Origin of the sequence: Streptomyces sp. NPDC093984 (genome assembly GCF_044764595.1) — a bacterium.
Taxonomy (GTDB): Bacteria; Actinomycetota; Actinomycetes; order Streptomycetales; family Streptomycetaceae; genus Streptomyces; species Streptomyces cynarae.
This window is the reverse complement of the sequence record NZ_JBIWIM010000002.1, coordinates 445,745-467,064: the sequence shown is the minus strand read 5'-3', so window position 1 is coordinate 467,064 and position 21,320 is coordinate 445,745. Positions and strand designations below refer to the sequence as shown.

17 protein-coding genes are annotated in these 21,320 nt (G+C 69.5%); 5 read left to right on the top strand and 12 right to left on the bottom strand.

Annotation, left to right across the window (positions count from 1 at the left end):
* Positions 1–73: 73 nt before the first annotated feature.
* The 3 genes from msrA to ACIRC0_RS09945 all read left to right on the top strand — a co-directional run bounded on the left by msrA (position 74) and on the right by ACIRC0_RS09945 (position 2,121).
* Positions 74–790, top strand: coding sequence for a peptide-methionine (S)-S-oxide reductase MsrA (gene msrA / locus ACIRC0_RS09955; RefSeq protein WP_403613693.1), 717 nt, complete (start codon positions 74–76; stop codon positions 788–790).
* A 409-nt stretch (positions 791–1,199) separates the two neighbouring features.
* Complete coding sequence (locus tag ACIRC0_RS09950; protein ID WP_403613690.1) at positions 1,200–1,373, top strand: hypothetical protein; 174 nt, start codon at positions 1,200–1,202, stop codon at positions 1,371–1,373.
* 139 nt (positions 1,374–1,512) lie between these two features.
* A complete protein-coding gene (locus tag ACIRC0_RS09945; RefSeq protein WP_403613687.1) occupies positions 1,513–2,121 on the top strand; it encodes a DUF2637 domain-containing protein in 609 nt (202 codons plus the stop codon).
* A 103-nt stretch (positions 2,122–2,224) separates the two neighbouring features.
* Here ACIRC0_RS09945 and ACIRC0_RS09940 read toward each other — a convergent pair whose 3' ends face one another.
* The 4 genes from ACIRC0_RS09940 to ACIRC0_RS09925 form a co-directional block, all read right to left on the bottom strand.
* Positions 2,225–3,961, bottom strand: a complete 1,737-nt coding sequence (locus ACIRC0_RS09940) for a S8 family serine peptidase (RefSeq protein WP_403613684.1) — start codon at positions 3,959–3,961, stop codon at positions 2,225–2,227.
* Between the two features lie 129 nt (positions 3,962–4,090).
* Entirely contained in the window at positions 4,091–4,576 is a 486-nt protein-coding gene (locus ACIRC0_RS09935; RefSeq protein ID WP_403613681.1) for a hypothetical protein, read from the bottom strand.
* Between the two features lie 255 nt (positions 4,577–4,831).
* Positions 4,832–5,218, bottom strand: a complete 387-nt coding sequence (locus ACIRC0_RS09930) for a VOC family protein (protein WP_403613678.1) — start codon at positions 5,216–5,218, stop codon at positions 4,832–4,834.
* Between the two features lie 162 nt (positions 5,219–5,380).
* A complete protein-coding gene (locus ACIRC0_RS09925) occupies positions 5,381–6,421 on the bottom strand; it encodes an NAD(P)-dependent alcohol dehydrogenase (RefSeq protein WP_403613676.1) in 1,041 nt (346 codons plus the stop codon).
* A 167-nt stretch (positions 6,422–6,588) separates the two neighbouring features.
* Here ACIRC0_RS09925 and ACIRC0_RS09920 point away from each other — a divergent pair, with 167 nt between their 5' ends.
* Complete coding sequence (locus ACIRC0_RS09920) at positions 6,589–7,512, top strand: helix-turn-helix domain-containing protein (RefSeq protein ID WP_403613673.1); 924 nt, start codon at positions 6,589–6,591, stop codon at positions 7,510–7,512.
* A gap of 192 nt (positions 7,513–7,704) precedes the next feature.
* Here ACIRC0_RS09920 and ACIRC0_RS09915 read toward each other — a convergent pair whose 3' ends face one another.
* The 3 genes from ACIRC0_RS09915 to ACIRC0_RS09905 all read right to left on the bottom strand — a co-directional run bounded on the left by ACIRC0_RS09915 (position 7,705) and on the right by ACIRC0_RS09905 (position 13,417).
* On the bottom strand, positions 7,705–11,001 hold the full coding sequence (locus tag ACIRC0_RS09915; RefSeq protein WP_403613671.1) for a S8 family peptidase: 3,297 nt from the start codon (positions 10,999–11,001) through the stop codon (positions 7,705–7,707).
* Between the two features lie 572 nt (positions 11,002–11,573).
* Positions 11,574–12,824, bottom strand: coding sequence for an Ig-like domain-containing protein (locus ACIRC0_RS09910; protein WP_403613668.1), 1,251 nt, complete (start codon positions 12,822–12,824; stop codon positions 11,574–11,576).
* A gap of 239 nt (positions 12,825–13,063) precedes the next feature.
* On the bottom strand, positions 13,064–13,417 hold the full coding sequence (locus ACIRC0_RS09905) for a hypothetical protein (RefSeq protein ID WP_403613666.1): 354 nt from the start codon (positions 13,415–13,417) through the stop codon (positions 13,064–13,066).
* 110 nt (positions 13,418–13,527) lie between these two features.
* On the opposite strand from ACIRC0_RS09905, the gene ACIRC0_RS09900 reads away from it, so the two are divergent.
* Positions 13,528–13,875, top strand: a complete 348-nt coding sequence (locus ACIRC0_RS09900) for a hypothetical protein (RefSeq protein WP_403613664.1) — start codon at positions 13,528–13,530, stop codon at positions 13,873–13,875.
* Positions 13,876–13,955: 80 nt separating this feature from the next.
* Here the strand turns inward: ACIRC0_RS09900 and ACIRC0_RS09895 are convergent, their stop codons facing one another.
* The 5 genes from ACIRC0_RS09895 to ACIRC0_RS09875 all read right to left on the bottom strand — a co-directional run bounded on the left by ACIRC0_RS09895 (position 13,956) and on the right by ACIRC0_RS09875 (position 21,191).
* On the bottom strand, positions 13,956–16,004 hold the full coding sequence (locus ACIRC0_RS09895) for an RICIN domain-containing protein (protein WP_403613661.1): 2,049 nt from the start codon (positions 16,002–16,004) through the stop codon (positions 13,956–13,958).
* A 225-nt stretch (positions 16,005–16,229) separates the two neighbouring features.
* Complete coding sequence (locus ACIRC0_RS09890) at positions 16,230–17,753, bottom strand: alpha-N-arabinofuranosidase (RefSeq protein ID WP_403613658.1); 1,524 nt, start codon at positions 17,751–17,753, stop codon at positions 16,230–16,232.
* A gap of 55 nt (positions 17,754–17,808) precedes the next feature.
* Positions 17,809–18,708 carry a carbohydrate ABC transporter permease gene (locus ACIRC0_RS09885; protein WP_236041366.1) on the bottom strand — a complete coding sequence of 300 codons (900 nt, stop codon included), beginning with the start codon at positions 18,706–18,708 and terminating at the stop codon, positions 17,809–17,811.
* Positions 18,705–19,703 carry a carbohydrate ABC transporter permease gene (locus ACIRC0_RS09880; protein ID WP_403613656.1) on the bottom strand — a complete coding sequence of 333 codons (999 nt, stop codon included), beginning with the start codon at positions 19,701–19,703 and terminating at the stop codon, positions 18,705–18,707. Before ACIRC0_RS09880 ends, ACIRC0_RS09885 begins: the two co-directional genes overlap by 4 nt.
* Before the next feature lie 93 nt (positions 19,704–19,796).
* A complete protein-coding gene (locus ACIRC0_RS09875) occupies positions 19,797–21,191 on the bottom strand; it encodes an ABC transporter substrate-binding protein (RefSeq protein ID WP_403613653.1) in 1,395 nt (464 codons plus the stop codon).
* Positions 21,192–21,320: the final 129 nt, after the last annotated feature.

Here is a 21,320-nt window from a genome sequence, read left to right as displayed (position 1 = left end):
AAACCCGCACGTTGACCAACACCCGACCGAGCGCATCGGCATCGGCCCCTCCCCGTGATCCTCTGGAGACCGCATGTTCCTGCACAGCCGTACGCCCCAGCTGCCGACCCCTGAGCAGGCCCTGTCCGGTCGCCCCGAGCCGGCCTTCTCGGTCCCCGGGCGGCACGAGGTACTCGGCACTCCCCTGCTCGGCCCCTACCCGGAGGGCCTGGAGATCGCCGACTTCGGCCTGGGCTGTTTCTGGGGGGCGGAGCGCAAGTTCTGGCAGCTGCCGGCGGGCATCCACACCACGCTGGTCGGCTACCAGGGCGGCTACACCGAGAACCCGATGTACGAGGAGGTCTGCTCGGGCCTGACCGGGCACACCGAGGCGGTCCGCGTGGTCTACGACCCGAAGCAGATCTCCTACGAACGCCTGCTCCAGGTCTTCTGGGAGTCCCACAACCCGACGCAGGGCTTCCGCCAGGGCAACGACGTCGGCACGCAGTACCGCTCCGCGATCCACACCCACTCCCCCGCCCAGGCGGCCGCGGCGGAGGCCTCCCGCGAGGCCTACCAGAAGGTCCTCACGGCCTCGGGCTACGGCTCGATCACCACGGAGATCCTCCCGGCGGAAGGCCGCGACTTCTATCCGGCGGAGGCACATCACCAGCAGTACCTGGACAAGAACCCGGCGGGTTACTGCGGCCTCGGCGGGACGGGGGTCAAGCTGGGTACCCCGTTCGAGACGAACTGGGGGGCGTCCTGCCCGACGGGCGTCGCTCCGGCGCCGGAGGCCGCGGAGAAGTAGCCCTCGAGCTCGCTGACCTCATCGGCCGTGCCGCCGACCCGCCGTCGGGACGGTGGCACGGCCGGTTGTGTTCGCGGGCGACCCGGCAGGCGGACTCCGCGAGCCGCCGGGTTCGGATGTGCGGGTCGGCATGTGATCGACCGACGAGTCGACCAGACACTCGACAAGTTCGAGGCACCGCAGCAGGAACGGTCTGAGTCGCCCGCCATCGTGGAGGTACGGCGGCGTTCCCGGATGGCTCACCCCGGCGCCTCACGCACCGTGAAATCATATTCACCGAAATACCGCTGCACAGATTTTGGTAATTGCGCCGGCCAGGTACTTCATCTGACTGCCGAAACGATTCTCCGTCGATTTATTCCCCCAAATGCCGGATACCTGGGCGCCCCGTGGTGCTCGTTAGGTGATCGTGACTTGGAACGAACCGGAAGATCAGACCCCCGTCGGAAGTGGCGCCGGCTGGCACGAGTCGGCCGGCGGTGACGTGCGCCTCAAGGGTTGTTCGGATCTTCTTGAGGACTTCCTCAAGAAGATCAGTGACATGGAGAGCGAATACCTGCGCGCTCTGGACGGAGCTTCCTGATACAGAGCTCGGAGGAACTTCGAGAATGGACAGGCTTCAAGGCGAGCCAAGCCTCTACGACTTTCAGTTCGCCCTGAGATCCGATCATGATGTGCTCGGCCAGCACTCTTATCATGTCGATCCCCTCGAGACGCATCCCGTGTGGAGCGCACCCGGCCCGGACATCGCGCCCAACGGCTGGGATCCCGACGAAGAGCTGGCCCAGATGCTCTCCACCGTGTCGGCCGTGGACCCCGCTCCGCCCTCGCTGGACGGCCAGCACCGCCACCGGATCGACCGGCGGCGCCCCCGGCCGGCCCACCACATCCTCGACGGCGGTCAGCGACTGAGCCCCGTCACGCTCCTGGTCGCCACGATCGCCGCGTGCGCGGTGGCGATGCTGGGCTGGTCCACCGCCTACTCCTACAACCAGCTGCGCGAGATCGCCGCCACCGTCCTGCCCGCGCCGCTCGCCCAGTGGTGGCCGCTGACGGTGTACGGACCGTGGTTCGTGGCCGCGCTGTCCATCCTGCGGGCGGCCTTCCAGCACCGCACCGCCCGGCGGTCCTGGTGCGTCATCCTGATCGCCTCGGCGACGGCAGTGGCCCTGTGCATCAGCCACTCCTCGTACTCCGTGCTCTCGATGGTGATCGTCGGGATTCCGCCGATCACCGCCCTGGTGTGCTTCCGGGAGCTCGTCGGCCAGGTGTCGTGCAAGTACCGCCCTCGGCACGCCGCCCCCGTCAAGGAGCCGGCCGGCGGCGGCTGACCCACGACTCCGCGCGAACGGCACACGGATCGGCACCCGCCCCGAGCGAGCGGGTGCCGATCCGTGTGGTGTGTTGTCACCCCGCCATGGACGGAGTGCGTTGTCATCCCGCCATGGACGGGGCGTACGGCGACAGGGCCGGAGCGAGCTGCACTCCGGGAGCCAGGCCGAGGGCCACCAGGGCGTCGGGCAGGCCGCGCCCGACGCGGGCCGCCTCCAGCGTGCCGGGGGCGGCCAGTTGGCGGCAGCTCCCGGCGATGATCTCGAACAGGTGCTGCACCCGCCCGGCGCCGCGCGGCAGCAACTGGCCGTGGAAGTCCTCGTGGTGGGCGAGAACGAGGGCGGCGAGACCGGCGACATGGGCCGATGCGGTGCCGGTGCCGTCCAGGGCCGTGTAACCGCCGCGCGGGGCGCACGACAGGACCGCCACGCCGGGGGCGGCCGCGTCCACGCCGGGGCCGTAGCTGCTGAACGGTGCGGCGAACAGCCCTTCGGGTGTCAACTGCGGCCCGATGTGAGTGGCTTGGGAGGTGTCCTGCGGGTACGAGCCGAAGACTCCCAGCGCGCCGACGGTGAACACGGTGGGCAGCGAGCCAGGGAAGCCGACCGGCCCGCCGGTGTCGCCCGCGGGTGCGACGCAGGCGATGCCCGCGGCGTAGGCGTCGGCGAGTTTGCGGGAGACCAGCGCCGAAGGGTACGGCGCGGCCACCGCGAGATGGGCGACGTCGACCTCGTGCTCGATGCAGTGGTCCAGAGCGGCGATCAGGTCGCTGAAGTGCCCGCCGGGCAGCACCTGGCAGACCTCGATCTCGGCGTCGACGGCGATGCCGATGATCCCCTTGCCGGTGTCCGCGCCGGCGATGACGCCCGCCGCGTGGGTGCCGGTGCCCAGGGTGTCGTGGGCCCAGCCGTTCTCGGTGCCGCGCACCAGATCGACACCGGAGCGCACGCGCTGCCGAAGATCGGGGTGCTCGGTGCTGACGCCCGAACCGATGACCGCGACCCGGACGCCGAAGGCGCGGAACGTGGGCGGCAGCCGGTCCAGGCGCATGGCCTGCTGGCCCCAGCCGTACTGCTGCCGCTGCTCCAGCTCCGGGTACACCTGGGCCAGCGGGGTGAGGGTGACCAGGTTCTCCTGCGTCGCCGACAGGTCGGGCCGGTGGACCCATCGGTCGGCGTAACCGCCCGCGGGGCGGACGTAGAGGGACTGGACGGTCTCCGCGGTCTCGGTCGCCAGGGTGAGGGTGACCGTCCCGTCGGCCGCGGTGATGCCCTGGCTCGGCCAGGTCGCCCCGATGAGGAACACCCCCGCGCCCGCCAGCGGTTCGCCCTCCGGGCCGCACACGCGCAGCGAGATCTCCGCGGGCTCCTCCAGCGGCATGACCAGCCCCGGATCGCGCAGGGGCAGCACGCCCGCGGTCGGTGCGGAAGCGGGTCCGGTTCCGGACAGGGGCAGATCCGGTTCGATGTGCACGTGCAGCGACCGCATGGCCGGTACCTGGGCCTCGGCCGCCTCGACGACCGCGATCTCCGGGCAGGAGGGCCGCATTCCGGCCGACTTCAGCTTCTCCGGCGACCTGAGTCTGCGGGTCACCGTCACCTCGGGCATACGCTCCAGCCGGTCGCACAGCGCGTCCATGCCGAGTTCGGCGACTCCCGGGGGGAGAAGGCTCTGCGGCAGGGGTGTCACCATGTACCGGGCCCGGCGCGGCTGCACCGTGATCGGTGACGTGCCGCCCTTCCTCTGTGGCCCCGTCTCCTTGCCCTCGGGCCCCATCCCGCCGGCACCCGCTCCCTCGGACCCGCTCTCCCGGTTGTTTCCGGGTCTTTCCTTGACCATTGCGTCCACCTTCACCACGCCTGCGTCGTTCGTGTGCTCCTGATCCGGTGACGGGCGGCCGCGCTTCCACAGTGATGCGGTGTGCCCGGGAACCGCTCCTGGGCACACCGCATCGCGCGCCGCCGGACGTCAGCCGATACCGAAGGGCATCTGGCCGAAGCCGAAGCCGGGCTGCTGGTACTGCTGCTGGTAGGGCTGGCCGAACTGCTGGCCACCGCCGCCCCACTGCTGCGGACCCTGCTGCATGCCCTGCTGCTGCATGCCCTGCTGGCTCTGCTGGACCAGCGTCAGGATCGCGATCGGCAGCGCCTGCTGCACGGACTGCTCCACCGCGTGCCGCACGCCCTGGCGCAGCGTCGTGTGCAGCGCGATGGCCAGGTACGGGTGCGCCTGGTGGGCCATGCCCTGCTGCTGAAGCTGCTGCTGGACCTGCTGGATCTGCTGCAGCGTCTGCTGCATGCGCTGCGCGATCTGCTGACTCGCCTGCTGACAGGCCTGCTGGATGGTCTGCTGGACGACCTGCGCGATCGGCTGCTGGCCGAGCTGCTGACCGAACTGCTGGCCGAACTGCTGGCCGAACTGCTGCTGGGGCTGGGTACCGGTCATCACCGACATGAATGCTCCGTTCGATGGCACCAGGGGTGAAAGCCGACATAGAGAACCTATGCGGACTTTGTCGGAAGATTCCGACGCCCTGAAGCTAAGGTGGCGCACTCTCGATCGCAATCCGATGACCATCTCAACCGACCCTGCGGTGGGATCGGTTCGGCGAGGCGTTCGGAGCGCGCCACCCCCGGCGGCCCAAGGCCGACGCGGCCGGGACCGGGGTCCGGACCCGGCCGCGCGACCGCACCTCCAACCGGATGAACCTCAGTCCCCACCGCTCCCGTAGGGCCTCGTCAGGATCTCCAGGTTGTGACCGTTCGGGTCGTCGAAGTACGCGCCCCGGCCGCCGTCGTTGTGGTTGATCTCGCCGGGGCGGTGGTGGTACGGGTCCGCCCAGTACCTCAGGCCCCTGTCCCGGATACGGGCGAAGATCACGTCGAAGTCGTCCTCGGAGACCAGGAACGCGTAGTGCTGTGGGGTGATCGAGCCGGTGGTCTCCATGTAGTCCAGCGTCACGCCGTTGGGGATCTCCACCGGGGTGAACGGGCCGAACGGCTGCGCCACCTCGAGCCCGAGCAGATCGGCGAGGAATCGGGCGGACGCTTCCTTGTCGTGCGCGGCGACGATCGTGTGGTTGAGCTCCACGGACATGGTCGGGCCTCCTGTCCCCCGGTTGCCGGAACCACTTTCCAGGCTAGGCAGCGGCAGGGGGCGGCACATCGGTCTCCGGGCCCACGCCGCTGCGACCTTCGACCGACGACGCGCGTGAGGCGGCCACAGGGGCCGCCTCACGTGGTGCTGTCGGGGGATTTCTCAGATGGTGGCCGTGTCGATCACGAACCGGTACCGGACGTCGCTGCTCAGCACCCGCTCGTACGCCTCGTTGATCTCGGAGGCGCTGATCAGCTCGATCTCGGCGCCGACGCCGTGCTCCGCGCAGAAGTCCAGCATCTCCTGGGTCTCCCGGATGCCGCCGATGCCGGAGCCCGCGAGGGTCTTGCGGCCGGAGATCACCGAGAACAGGTTGAGCGAGATGGGCTCCTCGGGGGCGCCCACGTTCACCAGCGCGCCGTCCGTCTTCAGCAGCGACAGCAGCGCGCCGAAGTCCATCGGCGCCGACACGGTGGACATGATCAGGTCGAACGTGCCGCGCAGCTCCTCGAAGGTCTTGGGGTCGCTGGTGGCGTAGTAGTGGTCGGCGCCCAGCTTCAGCCCGTCGTCCTTCTTGCGCAGGGACTGCGAGAGCACCGTCACCTCGGCGCCCATCGCGTGCGCGAGCTTGACGCCCATGTGGCCGAGGCCGCCCAGGCCGACGATCGCGACCTTCTTGCCGGGGCCCGCGTTCCAGTGGCGCAGCGGGGAGTACGTGGTGATGCCGGCGCACAGCAGCGGGGCCGCCGCGTCGAGGGAGAGGCCGTCCGGGATGCGGACGACGAAGTTCTCGTCGACGACGATCTTCTCGGAGTAGCCGCCGTAGGTGGGCTCGCCGTCCTTGCCGATGGCGTTGTACGTGCCGACGCCGCCCTTGAGGCAGTACTGCTCCAGGCCCTTCTCGCAGTTCTCGCACTCGCGGCAGGAGTCGACCAGGCAGCCGACGCCCACACGGTCGCCGACCTTGAACTTGGTCACACCGGGGCCGACCTCGGAGACCACGCCCGCGATCTCGTGGCCCGGAACCATCGGGAAGATCGCCTCGCCCCAGCCCTCACGGGCCTGGTGGATGTCCGAGTGGCAGATGCCGGCGAACTTGATGTCGATCAGGACGTCGAACTCGCGGACCTCGCGGCGCTCGATCGTGGTGCGCTCGAGCGGGGCCTTCGCGGCGGGTGCGGCGTACGCAGCAACGGTGGTCATGCCGAGTTTCTCCTAGGGGTCGCGCAGCCCGGCTGCCTACCACCGGGCACGGCGTCCAGCCTGCCCGAGGGCAGCCGAGTCACCCAGGTCACGGTTCTGCCTACGACCAGCGGTCCTACCACTGGCGGGGTCAGGCTCCCGGTCGTACGACCGGGAATACTGGACGTATGGACGAACAGCTCGACTCCGTGCCGGAGCCCGCCGCGGGAGCCGGTCAGGCCCTGGACCGGCGCGCCGAGCTCAGCGAGTTCCTGCGCACCCGCCGGGCCCGGCTCAAGCCGGAGGACGTGGGGTTGCCGGACTTCGGCCGCCACCGCAGGGTGCCGGGGCTCAGGCGCGAGGAGCTGGCGCAGCTGGCAGGCGTGTCCGTGGCGTACTACACGCGTCTGGAGCAGGGCAACGGACGGAACGTGTCCGCGGAGGTGCTCGACGCGATCGCCCGCGCGCTGCGGCTGACCGACGCCGAGCACGCGCATCTGACGCATCTGGCCAAGCCGAAGGCGCACAAGAAGAAGCCGTCGGGCAGGACCCAGCAGGTACGGGCGTCGCTCAGGCAGCTGCTGGACTCCTTCGACGGGGTGCCCGCGTACATCGTGGGGCGGCGTGCGGACATCCTGGCGTGGAACCGGATGGCCGCCGCCGTCTTCGGGGACTGGGCGCAGCTGCCGCCCCAGGAGCGGAACTGGGCGCGGATGACGTTCCTCAAGCCCGAGTACCAGGACCTGTTCGTGGACTGGGAGCAGAAGGCGATAGACATCGTGTGCCAGCTGCGGTACGAGGCGGGGTGTCACCCGGACGATCCGCGGCTGTCGGCCCTCGTCGGGGAGCTGTCGGTGAAGAGCGAGGAATTCCGGCGGCTGTGGGCGACGCACGACGTCAAGGAGAAGAGCCACGGGATGAAGCGGATGCGGCATCCGCTGGTGGGCGACCTCGCGCTGCAGTGCGAGTCGTTCCGGGTACCCGACGACGGTGAGCTGGCGATGGTGACGTATCACGCCGAGCCGGGCTCGGCGTCGGCGGAGGCGCTGCGGCTGCTGGCGAGCTGGGGCACGGACGCGACCCGTGCGGGCACGACCGCACCGCACGCCTGACGGTCGCGGGTTCGACGCGCCGCACGCCCTGACGGTAGCGGGGACGACGCGCCGCACCCTCTGACGGCCGCAGCGCGCCGCACCCCCTGATGGCCGCGCACAAAGCGCGCCGCACCCCGGACGGCCCACCGGAGGCATCGCTTCCGGTGGGCCGTCCGCCATCTGTCCGCCATCTGTCCGCCGTCTATCGGCTCACTTGGCGTAGAACGCGTTGTAGATGGAGATCGTCGACTTGTTGCCCTTCTTGTCGGCGATCTTGGCGTGGAACGACAGGCCCTGGCCCTTGGCCGGGTTCTTGTACGTGACCCTGCCGTTCTTGACCGTCAGCTTGGTCCAGGTCCTGCCGTAGTCGTACGACACCCAGACCGAGAGCGACCGGAGGTTGCGGCCCGCGGCCGCGCCCTGGACGGTGACCGGGATGGTGACCTTCTTGCCGGCCTCGACGCGGCTGTCCAGGCCGGTGGCCGCACCGAAGCGGACGGTCGAGGCGGGCAGCTGGGCGCTGTCCGCCTTCTTGGACTTGAACGTCCAGCTCGCGTCGATGCGGGTGGACGCCGCCGCGACCTTCACACTGCGGATGACCGAGGTCGTCAGCGTGTACGTGGCCTCGGCGGAGGGAACCTCGAAGAGCTTCACGCCGAACAGCGGATCGTCGTTCGAGCCGACCTTGGTGCCGCCCCGGTACAGCGTCGTCTTCACCGACATGAACTCGGAGGATCCGGCGTGCCCCTGCCCGTCCGCGAACAGCGGCAGGTATCCGTAGATCTCGTTGCCGGCCCGGAAGAGGCCGTAGTCGGAGTTGATCACCGGACCGAAGACCGCGGTGTTGAGGGTCTTGGTGTAGGTCTTGCCTCCGGTGAGGACCTGCGGGTCGCCCAGCGTGTAGTACGCCTCCGAGACCGGGAACCCGTCCGCGTCCTTCTTGCCTCCGTACTGCGAGAAGTCGAACGTCCACTGCGCCTTGTCACCCGTGGACACGTGGAACGTGCGCGTGCCGCGCAGGTTCTGCTCGACGGGGATGCTGGAGCCGCTGTCGGTCGGTGTCTCGGCGTAGGCGCCGACCGCGCCGGTCTTGCCGCTGCTCGCGGCTCCGAGGTTCAGCTTCAGCGTGGCCAGTTCGTCCGCCTTGTAGTGGCGTACGTGTGCGCCCTGAAGCTGCTTGACCGCGGAGCCGGTGAACACGTCGTACTCGGCCGTGCCGCCCTTGGTCCACTGGCCGAACCAGGACTGGGAGAGACCGGAGGGGACCGCCGGGCCGACCTGCGCCAGGCGGATGTCCGCGAACGACGGAGCGGACAGGGCCAGGCCGGTGCCGGCCGGATCGTAGACGTACGACACCGTCGCGGACCGCGGCTCGGCCGACGCGTCCGGGACCGTGATGTCGGCGGACCTGGCCTTGTTGAGGTCCAGGGTGATGGCGGTGTCCCTGGTGACGCTCACCTTGGGCTGGACCAGCCAGTCGACGCCGCCCTCGATCGAGGTCGGGTCCTTCACGGAGAGGGAGTCCAGCAGGTACGTGCCCTTGGGCACGCGGATCTTCACGGTCGTCGCGGAGCTCTGGGAGAAGTACTCCTTGCCCGCGTCGGCGCCCGAGGCCGCGACCAGGTCGCTGAGGTGGACGGGCGTCTGTCCGTCACGGTCGACGTACTTCAGGGTGACGTCGTACGACTCCGTCTCGCGCTCCACGGCCGCGGCCGTGCGCACGCTCTGGCCGCCGCCCGTCGCCGTCACATACGCCGAGTACGCGCCGTCGACGGTGCCGCCCAGCCTGCTGTTGACAGAGACCGGGACCGACGCCGTGCCACCCGCCGGGACGGTGACCGTCTTCGCGCCGAGCGTGAAGAAGCCCGAAGGAGCCGCCTGGCCCTTGGGGTTGGTGGCCGTCAGCGACAGCGTGAGGGTGACGGCGGTCTTGCCGGTGTTGCGGTACGTCAGCTGCTTGGTGACCGGCGTGTCGTCGGTGTGCGGCCACTGCGCGGTGCCGAAGCTCAGGGACGACGGTTCGGCGAGCATGGTCTGCTTGATCGCCCTGTCCACGGCGATACGGCCCGAACCCTGCTGGAACGGGGTGTGGTTGCCGCCCTTCGCCGAGCCCGTCAGCGCCGACTTCAGCTCGGGATACGTCCAGTCGGGGTGCTCCTGCTTGAGGATGGCGGCGGCGCCCGCCACGTGCGGGGTCGCCATCGACGTACCGGAGATGGTCAGGTACCCGGCCGGGTTCTCGCCGACCTCCTGGTCGATGAGGCTGCCCGGGGCCGCGGCGGCGGTGATGTCCACGCCGGGCGCGGTCACATCGGGCTTGATGGCACCGTCGAGACCGGGGCCACGGCTGGAGAAGTCCGCCAGCCGGTCCTTGTCGTCGACCGCGCCGACGGTGAGCGCGTCGGCCGCGCTGCCCGGGGAGCCGATGGTCTTCTCGCCGCTCTCGCCCGCGTTGCCCGCGGCGATGGCGAACAGGATGCCCTTCTGCTCGGAGAGCTTGTTCACCTCGGCCTCGAGCGGGTCGATGTCGGGCGTGTCGGCGCCGCCCAGGCTGAGGTTGACGATGTCGGCGCCCTGCTGGGCGGCCCACTCCATGCCCGCGAGGATGCCGGAGTCGTCGCCGTAGCCGTCGTCGTCGAGGACCTTGCCGCTGAGGATCCTGGCGCCGGGCGCGACGCCCTTGTACTTGCCGTGCGACTTCGCGCCGGTGCCGGCCACGATGGACGCCACGTGCGTGCCGTGGCCGACCTTGTCGGCGGTGGTGGCGGAGGTGGAGAAGTTCTTGGCCTCGATCACCTGGCCCTTGAGGTCCGGGTGGTCCGCGTAGACGCCGGTGTCCAGCACGGCGACCTTGACGCCCTTGCCCGTGTAGCCCGCGGCCCAGGCCGCCGGGGCGCCGATCTGGGGGACGGACTTGTCGAGGCTGGCCTTGCGGACGCCGTCGAGCCAGACGTGCGCGATGCCGGAGGCGGTGGCGCCGCCGTCGGTGACGGCCTTCCACAGCTCGGCCGCGTCCCGCTGGGGTGTGAGGACCGCGTCGGCGTTCAGGGACGTGAGGGTCCGGCGGAGCGTGCCCGCCTCGCGGACGTCGGCCTTCGCGGTACGGGCGGCGCCCTTGTAGCCGACGATGACCTTCAGGCCGTTCTTCTGGTCCGCGCGGGTCCGCGACGAGTTGAGCTCGGTGACGTCGAACAGGCGCCGGTCGATCTTCCCCTCGGCGATCAGAGCGGCCGCGTCGGCCGGCACCACGTAGGTGTGTCCGGCGGCCTTGCGGACCTGGACCGGAACGTTCTCGCGGCCCTTCGCCCGCTCCAGGCCCACGACACGGCCCTTGGCGTCGACGACGACGCGGTCACCGGTGATGAGAGTGATCCGGTGCTGGGCCGTCAGACCGCCGGCGGGGCCGTGGGCCGCGGGGGCGGGCTTCGCCGACGCCGGGCTGGTCATGCCCGCCGCCAACGCGACGGCGGCCGCCGTTGCGACGGCCGCCGCGCACGCTCTGTTCACTTGTCTGCGCAAGACTCCCCCTGGAGATGAGGTACCGGGCGAATCCCCATTCACCCGGCCGGGGGTTGGTCTCGTACATGCACACGTCATCCCCCCGGATCACGCAGTATGCCGGGGGATGATCAACGCCTCAATACGGGGGCCGTAACGACTTCGAACGACCGGGCGTCCACGAGACGGCCCACCGAACGTCCTGCCGAATGTCCTGCCGAACGGCCTACGGGGCGGCCTGCCGAGGGCCTACGAGCGGCCCACGGACTCCCCGGCTTCGTCAGCGGGTCTGCAGGCGCTTCGCACCCCGGAGACCGGACACGGCAACGCGCCGCATCGCCATCACACGATGCGATTCCTCCCCGGCCTGAGCGCCGGAGGCATCCTTGCAAGAATCAGGTGACGAACACGGCCGCAAGCTCGGGACGGACCCTGATGAAGTCGTGAACCGGACATAAAAGAACGAGGAGAATGCTGCGGCCGCACGGGGACCGGCCGACGCAACGCCGAGGCGCCCGCAGCCCTGTCGGGGGCTGCGGGCGCCTTCGAGACGTACGGGTGGGGTCCCGCCGGCGGCGGCGTCAGACGGCCGAACCCGCCTTCCACTGGGCCCAGCTCATGTTCCAGCCGTTGAGGCCGTTGTCCGGGGACACCGTCTTGTCGCCGGTGTTCTGGACGACCACCACGTCACCGATCAGCGAGTGATTGTAGAACCACGCGGCCGGCGTGCTCGGGTCGTTCGCGCCCTTCTTGTCCTGCAGGCCGACACAGCCGTGGCTGGTGTTGACGTTCCCGAAGACGGACGGGGCACCCCAGTAGTTGCCGTGGATGAAGGTGCCCGACGTGGTCAGGCGCATGGCGTGGGGCACGTCCTTGATGTCGTACTCGCCCTTGCCGTCGGAGTCGGTGAAGCCGACCGTCGCGCCGTTCATCCGGGTCTGGGTGAACTTCTCCGAGATCACCATCTGACCCTCGTAGGTCGTGTGATCCGGCGCGCCCGCGGAGATCGGTATGGTCTTGATGACCGTGCCGTCCTGCGTCACCTTCATCTGCTTGGTCTTCGCGTCGACGTACGAGACCTGGTTGCGGCCGATCTTGAAGGTGACCGTCTTCTGCTGCACGCCGTATATGCCGCTCGCGCCCTCGACGCCGTCGAGGTTCAGCTTCATCGTGACGGTGGAGCCCTCCTTCCAGTACTGCTCGGGACGGAAGTCGAGCCGGTTGGCGCCGAACCAGTGACCGACCACCTCCTGCCCGCTGCTGGAGGTGACGGTGATCCCCTTCTGCACGGCGGCCTTGTTGGTGATCGCCTTGTCGAAGTTGATCGAGACGGGCATGCCCACGCCGACGGTCGTGCCGTTGTCCGGCGTGAAGTTGCCTATGAAGGAGTGCGCCGGAGCGACGGTCGTGAAGGAGGCGTTCTCGTGGGCGTCGCGGCCCGCGGAGTCCTTGGCCGTCACGGCGATCTTGTACGTCGTGGCCCGCTCGAGCTGGGTGGTCGGCGCCCAGCTGGTCTTGTCGGCGGAGATCTGCCCGGCGACCGGGGTCCCGGACGCGGTGGTCATGGTGACCTCGGTGAGCGTGCCCTTGGCGACCGTGACCTTGGCGGCGTTGTTGATGGAGGCGTTGTCGGAACCGTCCGCCGGCGTGATCTTGATCTGTGCCTCGGAGGTCTTCTTGGCGGCCGCCTCGTCGACCGAGGCCTGCGAGTCCTTGTCGTCCCCGCCGCCACTCGCCGCCGAGTTGCCTCCGCTACACGCGGAGAGCACCAGCACCCCGCCGAGCAGTGCGGACGCGGCCATCAGGCCCTTGCGCCGCTTACTGTCCGTCATCACACGCTTCTCCATGGTTGCCGAATCCCCAAAAACCCCGTTGAGTCCCCCGTAAGAACCCTCAACGCTACGACCGGTTCGTCCGGTTCCACATCCGTGGCCGGTGTGGGACACACCACGCCGGCCCGACGGGTGCCCGAGGAGTCCCGGTGTCATGCGAGACACCGGGGAACGCCTCTTGAGACGACGGTGCCCCGGGCGCCGGTTGCCACCCGGGGTCACCATTTTCCCAAGACATGTCAGCCGAGTCGGACCCCCTCGTCGTCCTCGTCGCCCCCCGGCTCATCATCCTCGCCGAGCGCCCAGTCCGGCGAATCGGGGTCGTAGTCGACGATCTCGCTGCTCCAGGAGGCCTGGGCGAGTTCGACGCCCGGTACCTCGCCCAACAGGACGGACGGCTCGACGAGATACGCGACGGCCTCGGCCGTGTCCTCCGTCACCGCGCCCTCGGTGTAGGCGCGCTCAGTCTCGGGCATGTCCGGGTCGTCCGCGATCCGGCGCAGGGCGGCCTTGGTGACGGCGTCGACATCGTCGATCTCGACGACCAGTTCCACACGAAGGCGGACATACCGTGATGTCTCAGAAGTGCTCATGGCGCGCAGCGTACGGCCCGGAGAGCTCGCGACTTTCCCACGACCCGCGCCTTTCACTAGCATCGCTCCACACGGCCAATTCGTAAGCGCCCCAGGGGGATCGGAATTTCGTGTCCGCCGCACGTCGATCGTCGTCCACCACCCGCCGGACGTTGCTGACCGCCACCGCCGCGGGGACCCTGCTGGGTGCCCTGTGGTTCGTGCCGTCCGCGAACGCGACCCAGAACACGCCCGAGAGTCCGCGGATCGCGACCTCGACGACCACCGACCGGACGACGACGGACACGACGAGTGTGACGGACACGACGGGTGTGACGGGCGCGACGGCCCACACGCAACTGGCCGACACCGGCAGCGTGGACACGACGCCGTACGTCATCGGGGGGACGCTGTTCCTGGGCCTGGGAGCGGGTTTCGTGACGTATTCGGTACGACGGGAACGCACCGAGGGCTACTGACTCCCACCGCCACGGAAGCCGGAAACCGGCGCACCGGCGGCTGTGGGCCGCCCGTCACGCCGGTTCCCCGCTCGGCGGGATCAGTTGACCCGTACGATCTGCCAGAGCTGGTTGTTCCCCCCGTTGTCGCTCCACTGGATGACCGACGCGCCGTTGGCCGTGGAGGCGCCGGAGACGTCGGCCAGCAGTCCGCTGCCGGCGTCGACCAGCTTGTAGAAGCCACCTCCCGCGGCCGTCAGCGTCCACTTCTGGGAGCCCGCACCGGACGACGCGCTCTGGACCAGTGAGGTGCCGGTCGAGGGGGAGCCGTTCTGCACGTCGAGGTAGAGGCCGCTGTGGACGTTCCTGAGCGTCCACGAACCACCGCTGGCGGACTGGAAGGTCCACAGCTGGCAGTCACAGGCCGTGTTCTGCCACTGGTCGAGCGCCGTGCCCGCGGTGGTCGAGGCGCTCGGGACCTCCAGGTACTTGCCGCTGTTCTTGTTGACGAGGACGTACTGGCCGGTCGACAGCGTGGGCGGGGCGGTCTGGGTGAGCGTCCAGCGCTGGCAGGCGCAGCCGGTGTTGTCCCACTGCCCGGCGGCGGTGCCGACGCTGGTGGAGGCGCTCGGGATCTCCAGGTACTTGCCGCTGTTGCGGTTGACGGCCGTGAAGCCGCCCGCCGGGCTCGGGGCGACGGCCCACTCGTGGTCGAGGGTGCCGTTGTCGTCCCACTGCAGGACCGCGGCGCCGTTGGCGGTGGACGCGTTCTGCACGCCCAGCACCTTGCCACTGGCCACGTTGAAGATCTTGAAGTAGCCGGACGCCTGCTGGACGAACTTCCACTGCTGGTCGGTGGCGTTGTCGGCGTTCTGCTGGGTGGCGCCCACACCGTTGGTGGTGGAGCCGCCCACGATGGTCAGCATCAGCTTGCTGTTCGCGTTGGCGGCGGTGTAGGTCGCGCCGTCCGAGATGCCGCCGCCCAGGTCGATGGTGCCGTAGGTGACGGGGTTGAGCCCCGTACTCGTCAGGTGGCCACCGCTGAGGATCTCCAGGCTGTGGCCGTCGGCCAGCGGGACCATGCCGCGGCTGTAGCCGCCCGGGGTGTTGGACGCGATGCGCGTCCAGGTGCCCGCCGCGCCGTTCTGCGTGTTCAGGAAGATGTCGGTGCTGCTGTTGGCGCTGACCGCCAGGGTGCCGTCGGGGCCGCCGGTGGGCAGCCAGACGATGTAGGGGGAGCTGGTGGGGACGTAGCCGTCGGTGGTCTTCAGCGCGATGCCGGTGGCGGACCCGAACGCCTCCGGGTTGGAGGAGATCTTGTAGTACACCGCGAAGCCGCCCTCGGGCGCGCCCCAGTACTCGTACGTCATGACGTAGTTGCCGTTGGGGAGCTTCGCGATCGTCGGCATGCCCGGGCGGTCGCTGTACGTCGAGGTGGCGACGTCGTTGACGACCGAACCCCAGGTGACGCCGTCGGTGGTCACCTGGTGCACGATCTTCTGGCCGTAGTTGGGGTCGCGCTGGTCGGAGTAGTAGACGATCAGCTTGGAGCCCGAGACCATCAGGAACGGCTCCCAGACCGGGGTCTGCCCGTTGGTCGGGTCCGCCTTGCCGCCGGTGGCGATGGTGCTGACGAACGACCAGGTGCCGCCGTGGTCCGTGCTCGCGTACAGGTCGAGCTCGGTCGTGGACAGGTCGCTCGGGATGGAGTTGCCCGCGGCGAGGATCGTGCCCGCCGGGAAGTTGCCGATGGCGGTGGGCAGCTCGTACAGGAACGGCTGGTAGCGCATGCCGTAGCCGTTGTGCGTGTCGCTGATGCTGGAGATCCGGGTCCAGCTGTTGCCGTTGTCGGTGCTGCGGTAGATCGGGAAGACGGGGGTGCCGGAGGAGTACTGCTCGAACGTGGCGAGCAGGGTGCCGTTGGACGAGCCGCTGTACTGCAGGCGCACGGCCCGCGGATACAGCGAGCCCGGCGAGGGAGTGCCCGAGGGCGGGGTGTACATGGTCTGCGAGGCCCGCGAGACGGCGTGGGCCTTGCCCGGCGCGGGCAGGACGAGGACGGCGGCCGCTGCGAGCAGCGCGAGCAGCAGCGTGATGACGTGGGGACGTGGAACGGCGCGGTGTCCGGCGCCTTCCCTGTCGGTGGACATGTGCGGCTCCCTTGTACTGAGGGGCAGGGAAGGGTGTGCACGTGGTGCACAAGACCCCGCCGCCACCGAGGACTGGGCGGTGACGGCGGGGGGCTGGTGGGGTGAGGGCCCTGGGGCGGTGGGGTGACGGCTCGGGGGCCGGTGGGGTGACAGGCGGCGGCAGAGATGTCGTCCCCGCCGCCACCGAGGCCGGTGAGCGGTGACGGCGGGGGGCTTGGTGGGGCGTCAGCCGGCGGTGGGGCGCAGCCGGATGACGTTCCAGGAGACGGGCGGCAGGCTCACGGTGAGGCGGCCGTCCGTGACCGCGCCGGTGTCCACGCCGCGCGGCCGGACCCTCTCGGGGTCGTCCACGGTGTTGGTCGCGCGCAGGTCCGCATCGGCGAGGACGGAGTGCTCCACCGGCGCGTAGCCGGGGAAGGCCCGCAGGTCCAGGGCGAGTTCCACGTCCTCGGTCTGGTGCCGGTTGACCGCGAAGACGGTGAGTTCGTCGGCGCCCTCCGCCTCGGACACATGGGTGGCGACGGCGTCCAGGACGGGAACCTCGCCGAACCGTGCCGTCTCGTACACGGGCGCGGCCGGCTCCACCCGCAGCACCGTGCCCCGGGCGTGCCGCGCCGCCTGGGCGAACGGGTGGAACGTCGTCTGCCGCCAGCTGGGACCGCCGGGTTCGCTGCGGATGGGCGCGATGACGTTGACGAGCTGGGCGAGGCAGGCGGCCGTGACGCGGTCGCTGTGCCGGAGCAGGCTGATCAGCAGGCCGCCGACCACGACCGCGTCGGCGACGTTGTACTCGTCCTCGATCACGCGCGGGGCCACGGCCCACTCAGCGGGCTTGCCCTGCGCCTCGAAGCGGCTGTTGTACCAGACGTTCCACTCGTCGAAGGAGAGGTTGATCCGCTTCTTGCGGCGCAGCTTGGCCCGGATGTGGTCGGCGGTGGCGACCACCGACTCCACGAAGCCGTCCATGTCGACGGCGGAGGCGAGGAAGCTGCCGAGGTCGCCGTCGAGTTCCTCGTAGTAGGCGTGGCAGGAGATGTAGTCGACCTGGTCGTACGCCTCCTCCAGCACGGTCGCCTCCCAGGCGCCGAACGTCGGCATCGAGGAGCTGGAACTGCCGCACGCGACCAGTTCGAGGTCCGGGTCGATCATGCGCATGGCGCGCCCGGTCTCGGCGGCCAGGCGGCCGTACTCGGCGGCGGTCTTGTGACCGGTCTGCCAGGGGCCGTCCATCTCGTTGCCCAGGCACCACATGCGGATGCCGAAGGGGTCCCGGGCACCGTTCTTGATCCGCTGGTCGGACCAGGCGGTGCCGCCGGGGTGGTTGGCGTACTCCAGCAGGTCGAGGGCCTCCTGGACACCCCGGGTGCCGAGGTTGAGGGCCATCATGGGCTCGACGCCGGCCTTGCGGGCCCAGCCGGCGAATTCGTGCAGTCCGAAGGCGTTGGTCTCGGTGCTGTGCCAGGCGAGGTCCAGCCGGGTCGGCCGGTCGGCGACCGGGCCGACGCTGTCCTCCCAGCGGAAACCGGAGACGAAGTTGCCGCCGGGATAGCGCACGGTGGTCACGCCCAGCTCGCGCACCAGCTCCAGGACGTCACGGCGCAGACCGTCCTCGTCGGCCTGCGGATGGCCGGGTTCGTAGATGCCGGTGTACACACAGCGGCCCATGTGCTCCACGAACGAGCCGAAGGTACGGGGGTTGACGTCGGCGACGCGGAAGGCGGGGTCGACGGTCAGGGAAGCGTGCAGCATGGAAGGTCGCTCCGGGGGGTGCGCGGGGTGGCCGGGAAAGGAGGTCGGGCGGGGATCACTTGAGGCTGCCGACGGTCAGACCGCCGCGCCAGTACCGCTGCAACAGGAGGAAGGCGATGACCAGCGGCAGGATCGCCACCAGCGAGCCGACGACGACCAGGCTGAACAGCGCGTTGGCGCCGCTCTGCACCATCGCCCCCTGGTACCAGGACGTAAGGCCCACGGTGAGCGGGAACAGCTTGTCGTTGTTGAGCATCACCAGCGGCAGGAAGAAGTTGTTCCAGGTGCCGACCATGGAGAACAGCAGCACGGTGACCAGGGCGGGCCTCAGCGTCGGCAGGGCCACCGACAGCAGGACGCGCATCTCCCCGGCGCCGTCGACGCGGGCGGCCTCCAGCAGCTCGTCGGGCAGCGACTCCTGCACGTACACCCGCACCAGGTAGACGCCGAACGGGTTGAGCAGCGAGGGCAGGATGACCGCCCACATCGTGTTGGTCAGCTCCACCTTGCTCAGCAGCAGATAGGTGGGGATGGCCAGCGCGGTCGCGGGGACCATGATGGCGCCGAGCAGGCTTGAGAAGAGCAGGTTCCGGCCGGGGAAGCGGTACTTGGCGAAGGCGTAGCCCGCGAGGGTCGCCACGGCGGTGGCGCCCACCCCGCTGACGCCCGCGTAGATCGCGGTGTTGCCGAGCCAGCGCAGGTACTCGCCGTCGTCGTAGGTGAACAGCTGCTGGAGATTGGTGAAGAAGGAACCGGGCGAGCGGAACCACAGGGCGGCGGTGGTGAACAGCGCGTCGTTGTTCTTGGTGGAGGCCACCAGCAGCCACCAGAAGGGCAGCAGGAAGTAGAGGATCATCGCCACCATCACCACGTTGACGGTGACGCGCCCCTTGGCGGCGGTGGGGCGCCGGCGGGGGGCCGGGACGGCGACGGCGGTGGCAGCGGCAGTCGTCACTTCAGTCCGCTCCTTCGGCGCGTGAGGAAGAGGAAGATGTAGGAACCGATGAAGACCACCGCTCCGAGGGCGAAGGAGATGGCGGCGGAGTAGTTGAACTCGGAGTACTGGAACGCCAGGTTGTAGGCGTACAGGTTGGGCGTGTAGTCCGGGGTGATCACCGAGCGGGCGGTCGGCTGCAGGACCCGTGGCTCGGTGAAGAACTGCAGGGTGCCGATGATGGTGAACATCAGCGTGAGCACCAGCGCCGAGGAGATCATCGGGACCTTGATGCGCAGCGCCGTCTGAATCTGGCTCGCTCCGTCGATGCGCGCCGCCTCGTAGACCTCGCGGGGCAGGCCCTGCAGCGCCGCGTAGAGGACGATCATGTTGTAGCCGGTCCACTGCCAGGTCACGACGTTGCCGAGCGACGTCAGCATCAGGTTGTGCGAGAGCAGGTTGACCGATCCGAGCCCCAGGGCGTTGCTGATGGAGTTCACCGGGCCGAACGTCGGGCTGTACAGGAAGCCCCACATCAGCGCGCCGATCACCGCGGGCACGGCGTACGGCATGAACAGCGTCATCCGGAAGACCTTGGCGAGCCTGCTGGTGACCTCGTCGATGATCAGCGCGCCGACCAGGGCGAGGGCGAGCATGACCGGGATCTGCACCAGGCCGAAGACCACCACGCGGCGCACGCCCGACAGGAACTGCGGGTCGGTGAAGGCCTGCTTGTAGTTGGCGAACCAGCTGAAGTGGTCGCCTCCCACCAGGGTCGAGGTCCTCAGGCTCAGCCAGAAGGCATAGCAGAGTGGGGCGATGAGGAAGGCGAGGAACAGCAGCGTGAACGGGGTGACCAGCAGCAGGCCCATGCCGCGGTGCCGGGTCCGGGCCTTCAGCCGCCCGGACCGCGGGCCGGCACCGCGGCCGGCCGGGACATCACGGCCCTTGGCGGCCGCCGCTGCCGAGGGCGCGGCCGCGGCGGCCGCCGGTGACCCCTGTCGGAGCAGGCTCATCAGATCTCCTTGAGCGTTGGGGCAGGGCCCCCGCCGACGGTGAGGAGGCACGGTGGCCGGCGGGGGCGGTAGGCGGGGCGAGACCCCGGAGGGTTACTGGCTGACCTTGAATCCCTGCTTGGACGCGTAGCCCGCCACCTGCTGCTGGATGTTGTCCGCCACGGACGACCAGGGGGTCTGGCCCTGGAGGGCCTTGCCCACCTCACTGGTCTGCGTGTTGTAGGCGTAGTCCTGGAACGGGCTCCAGTCGAAGGTGCCGATGTTGTTCGCCGCGGGCCCGAAGATCTTGTTGACCTGCTGGCCGCCGAAGAAGTCGTACTTCTTGTCCTGGAAGTACGAGCCGTTCAGGATCGGGGTGGCGAGCGGGAACAGGTACGCCTGGTCGATGCCGATCTTCCAGGCGGCCTCGGAGGTGCCGAACAACTCCCGGGCGACCTCGGTGGCCTGCTTCGGGTTCTTGGTCTGGCTGGTGACCGCGAAGGTCGAACCGCCCCAGTCGCCCTGGGCGTTGCCGCCCGCCGTCCACTGCGGCAGCGGGGCGGCACGCCACAGACCGCCGGTCTTCTTGGCCACGCTCTGCAGGTAGCCGGGGCCCCAGCCGGCGGCCAGGTAGGTGGCGTACTTGCCGCTGCTGAGCCCGTTGTAGAAGTCGGTGGTGGCGTACGACGCGGTGTCGACCAGCTTGTTCTTCACCAGGTCGCCCCAGTAGTCGTACACCTTCCTGGCGCCGTCGTCGTTGAGCTTGACGCCGATGTTCGGCAGCTTGCTCGCCGAGTAGGTGTACGGGCGGGCGCCGGCCTGCCACATCAGGCCCTGCAGCCAGCCCGCCGCGGACTCGTCGCTGCCGAAGTCGGTCATGTACGCCTTCGGGTCGGCGGCGTGCAGCTTGGCCGCCTCCTGCTTGTACTCGTCCCAGGTGGTGGGGACCTTCAGCTTGTACTTCTTGAAGATGTCCTCGCGGTACAGCATCGCCATCGGGCCGCCGTCCACGGGGATGGCGTAGACGTGGTCGCCGTCGGAGACCTGGTTCCAGGCCCAGGGAACGTAGTTCTTCTTGTCGTCGTTCGCGCCGTACTTGCCGATGTCCAGCAGGCCCTTGGTGAGCTGGATCGTCGGCAGCTCCTGGAACTCCAGCATGACGACGTCGGGGGCGCCCTGACCGGCCTTCAGCGCCGTCTTCAGCTTGGTGTACTCGTCCTGGCCGACGCCTGCCTGCACCCAGTCGACCTGGACGTCCTTGTGGGTCTTGTTGAACTGGTCCACGACCTGCTTGAAGTCCGGGTACCAGGCCCACACCTTGATGTGCACCGGGCCGCCGCCCGCCGCGCCCGAGCCGCTGCCGCCGCCCGAGCCGCCGGAACCGCAGGCCGCGACGAGCACGCCGGCGAGGGCGGCGGACGCCGCCACGAACCCCCGGCGGAGGAGGCGGGGCTGTCGGCGGGCCACGCGGCGGGAGCCGTCTGTCGGATGCTGTCTGCTGGTAGACATGCGCATTCTCCTGAGTGAGGTGCCTGGGGAGCGGAGGCAGAGGCCGGGGAGAGGAGGGTGCGGGGGAGGAGGTAGGAGGCCGAGGAGGGCGTTCGATATTCCGAACAGCATTCGGAACTCAGGTCATTG

Excerpts from the sequence above, each read along its gene's own strand:
- ACIRC0_RS09925 (WP_403613676.1), bottom strand. The coding sequence starts at position 6,421 with ATGACCACCGTTGCTGCGTACGCCGCACCCGCCGCGAAGGCCCCGCTC.
- ACIRC0_RS09920 (WP_403613673.1), top strand. The coding sequence starts at position 6,589 with ATGGACGAACAGCTCGACTCCGTGCCGGAGCCCGCCGCGGGAGCCGGT.
- ACIRC0_RS09935 (WP_403613681.1), bottom strand. The coding sequence starts at position 4,576 with ATGTCGGTGATGACCGGTACCCAGCCCCAGCAGCAGTTCGGCCAGCAG.
- ACIRC0_RS09905 (WP_403613666.1), bottom strand. The coding sequence starts at position 13,417 with ATGAGCACTTCTGAGACATCACGGTATGTCCGCCTTCGTGTGGAACTG.
- ACIRC0_RS09890 (WP_403613658.1), bottom strand. The coding sequence starts at position 17,753 with ATGCTGCACGCTTCCCTGACCGTCGACCCCGCCTTCCGCGTCGCCGAC.
- ACIRC0_RS09875 (WP_403613653.1), bottom strand. The coding sequence starts at position 21,191 with ATGTCTACCAGCAGACAGCATCCGACAGACGGCTCCCGCCGCGTGGCC.
- ACIRC0_RS09930 (WP_403613678.1), bottom strand. The coding sequence starts at position 5,218 with ATGTCCGTGGAGCTCAACCACACGATCGTCGCCGCGCACGACAAGGAA.
- msrA (WP_403613693.1), top strand. The coding sequence starts at position 74 with ATGTTCCTGCACAGCCGTACGCCCCAGCTGCCGACCCCTGAGCAGGCC.
- ACIRC0_RS09895 (WP_403613661.1), bottom strand. The coding sequence starts at position 16,004 with ATGTCCACCGACAGGGAAGGCGCCGGACACCGCGCCGTTCCACGTCCC.
- ACIRC0_RS09880 (WP_403613656.1), bottom strand. The coding sequence starts at position 19,703 with ATGAGCCTGCTCCGACAGGGGTCACCGGCGGCCGCCGCGGCCGCGCCC.
- ACIRC0_RS09940 (WP_403613684.1), bottom strand. The coding sequence starts at position 3,961 with ATGGTCAAGGAAAGACCCGGAAACAACCGGGAGAGCGGGTCCGAGGGA.
- ACIRC0_RS09910 (WP_403613668.1), bottom strand. The coding sequence starts at position 12,824 with ATGACGGACAGTAAGCGGCGCAAGGGCCTGATGGCCGCGTCCGCACTG.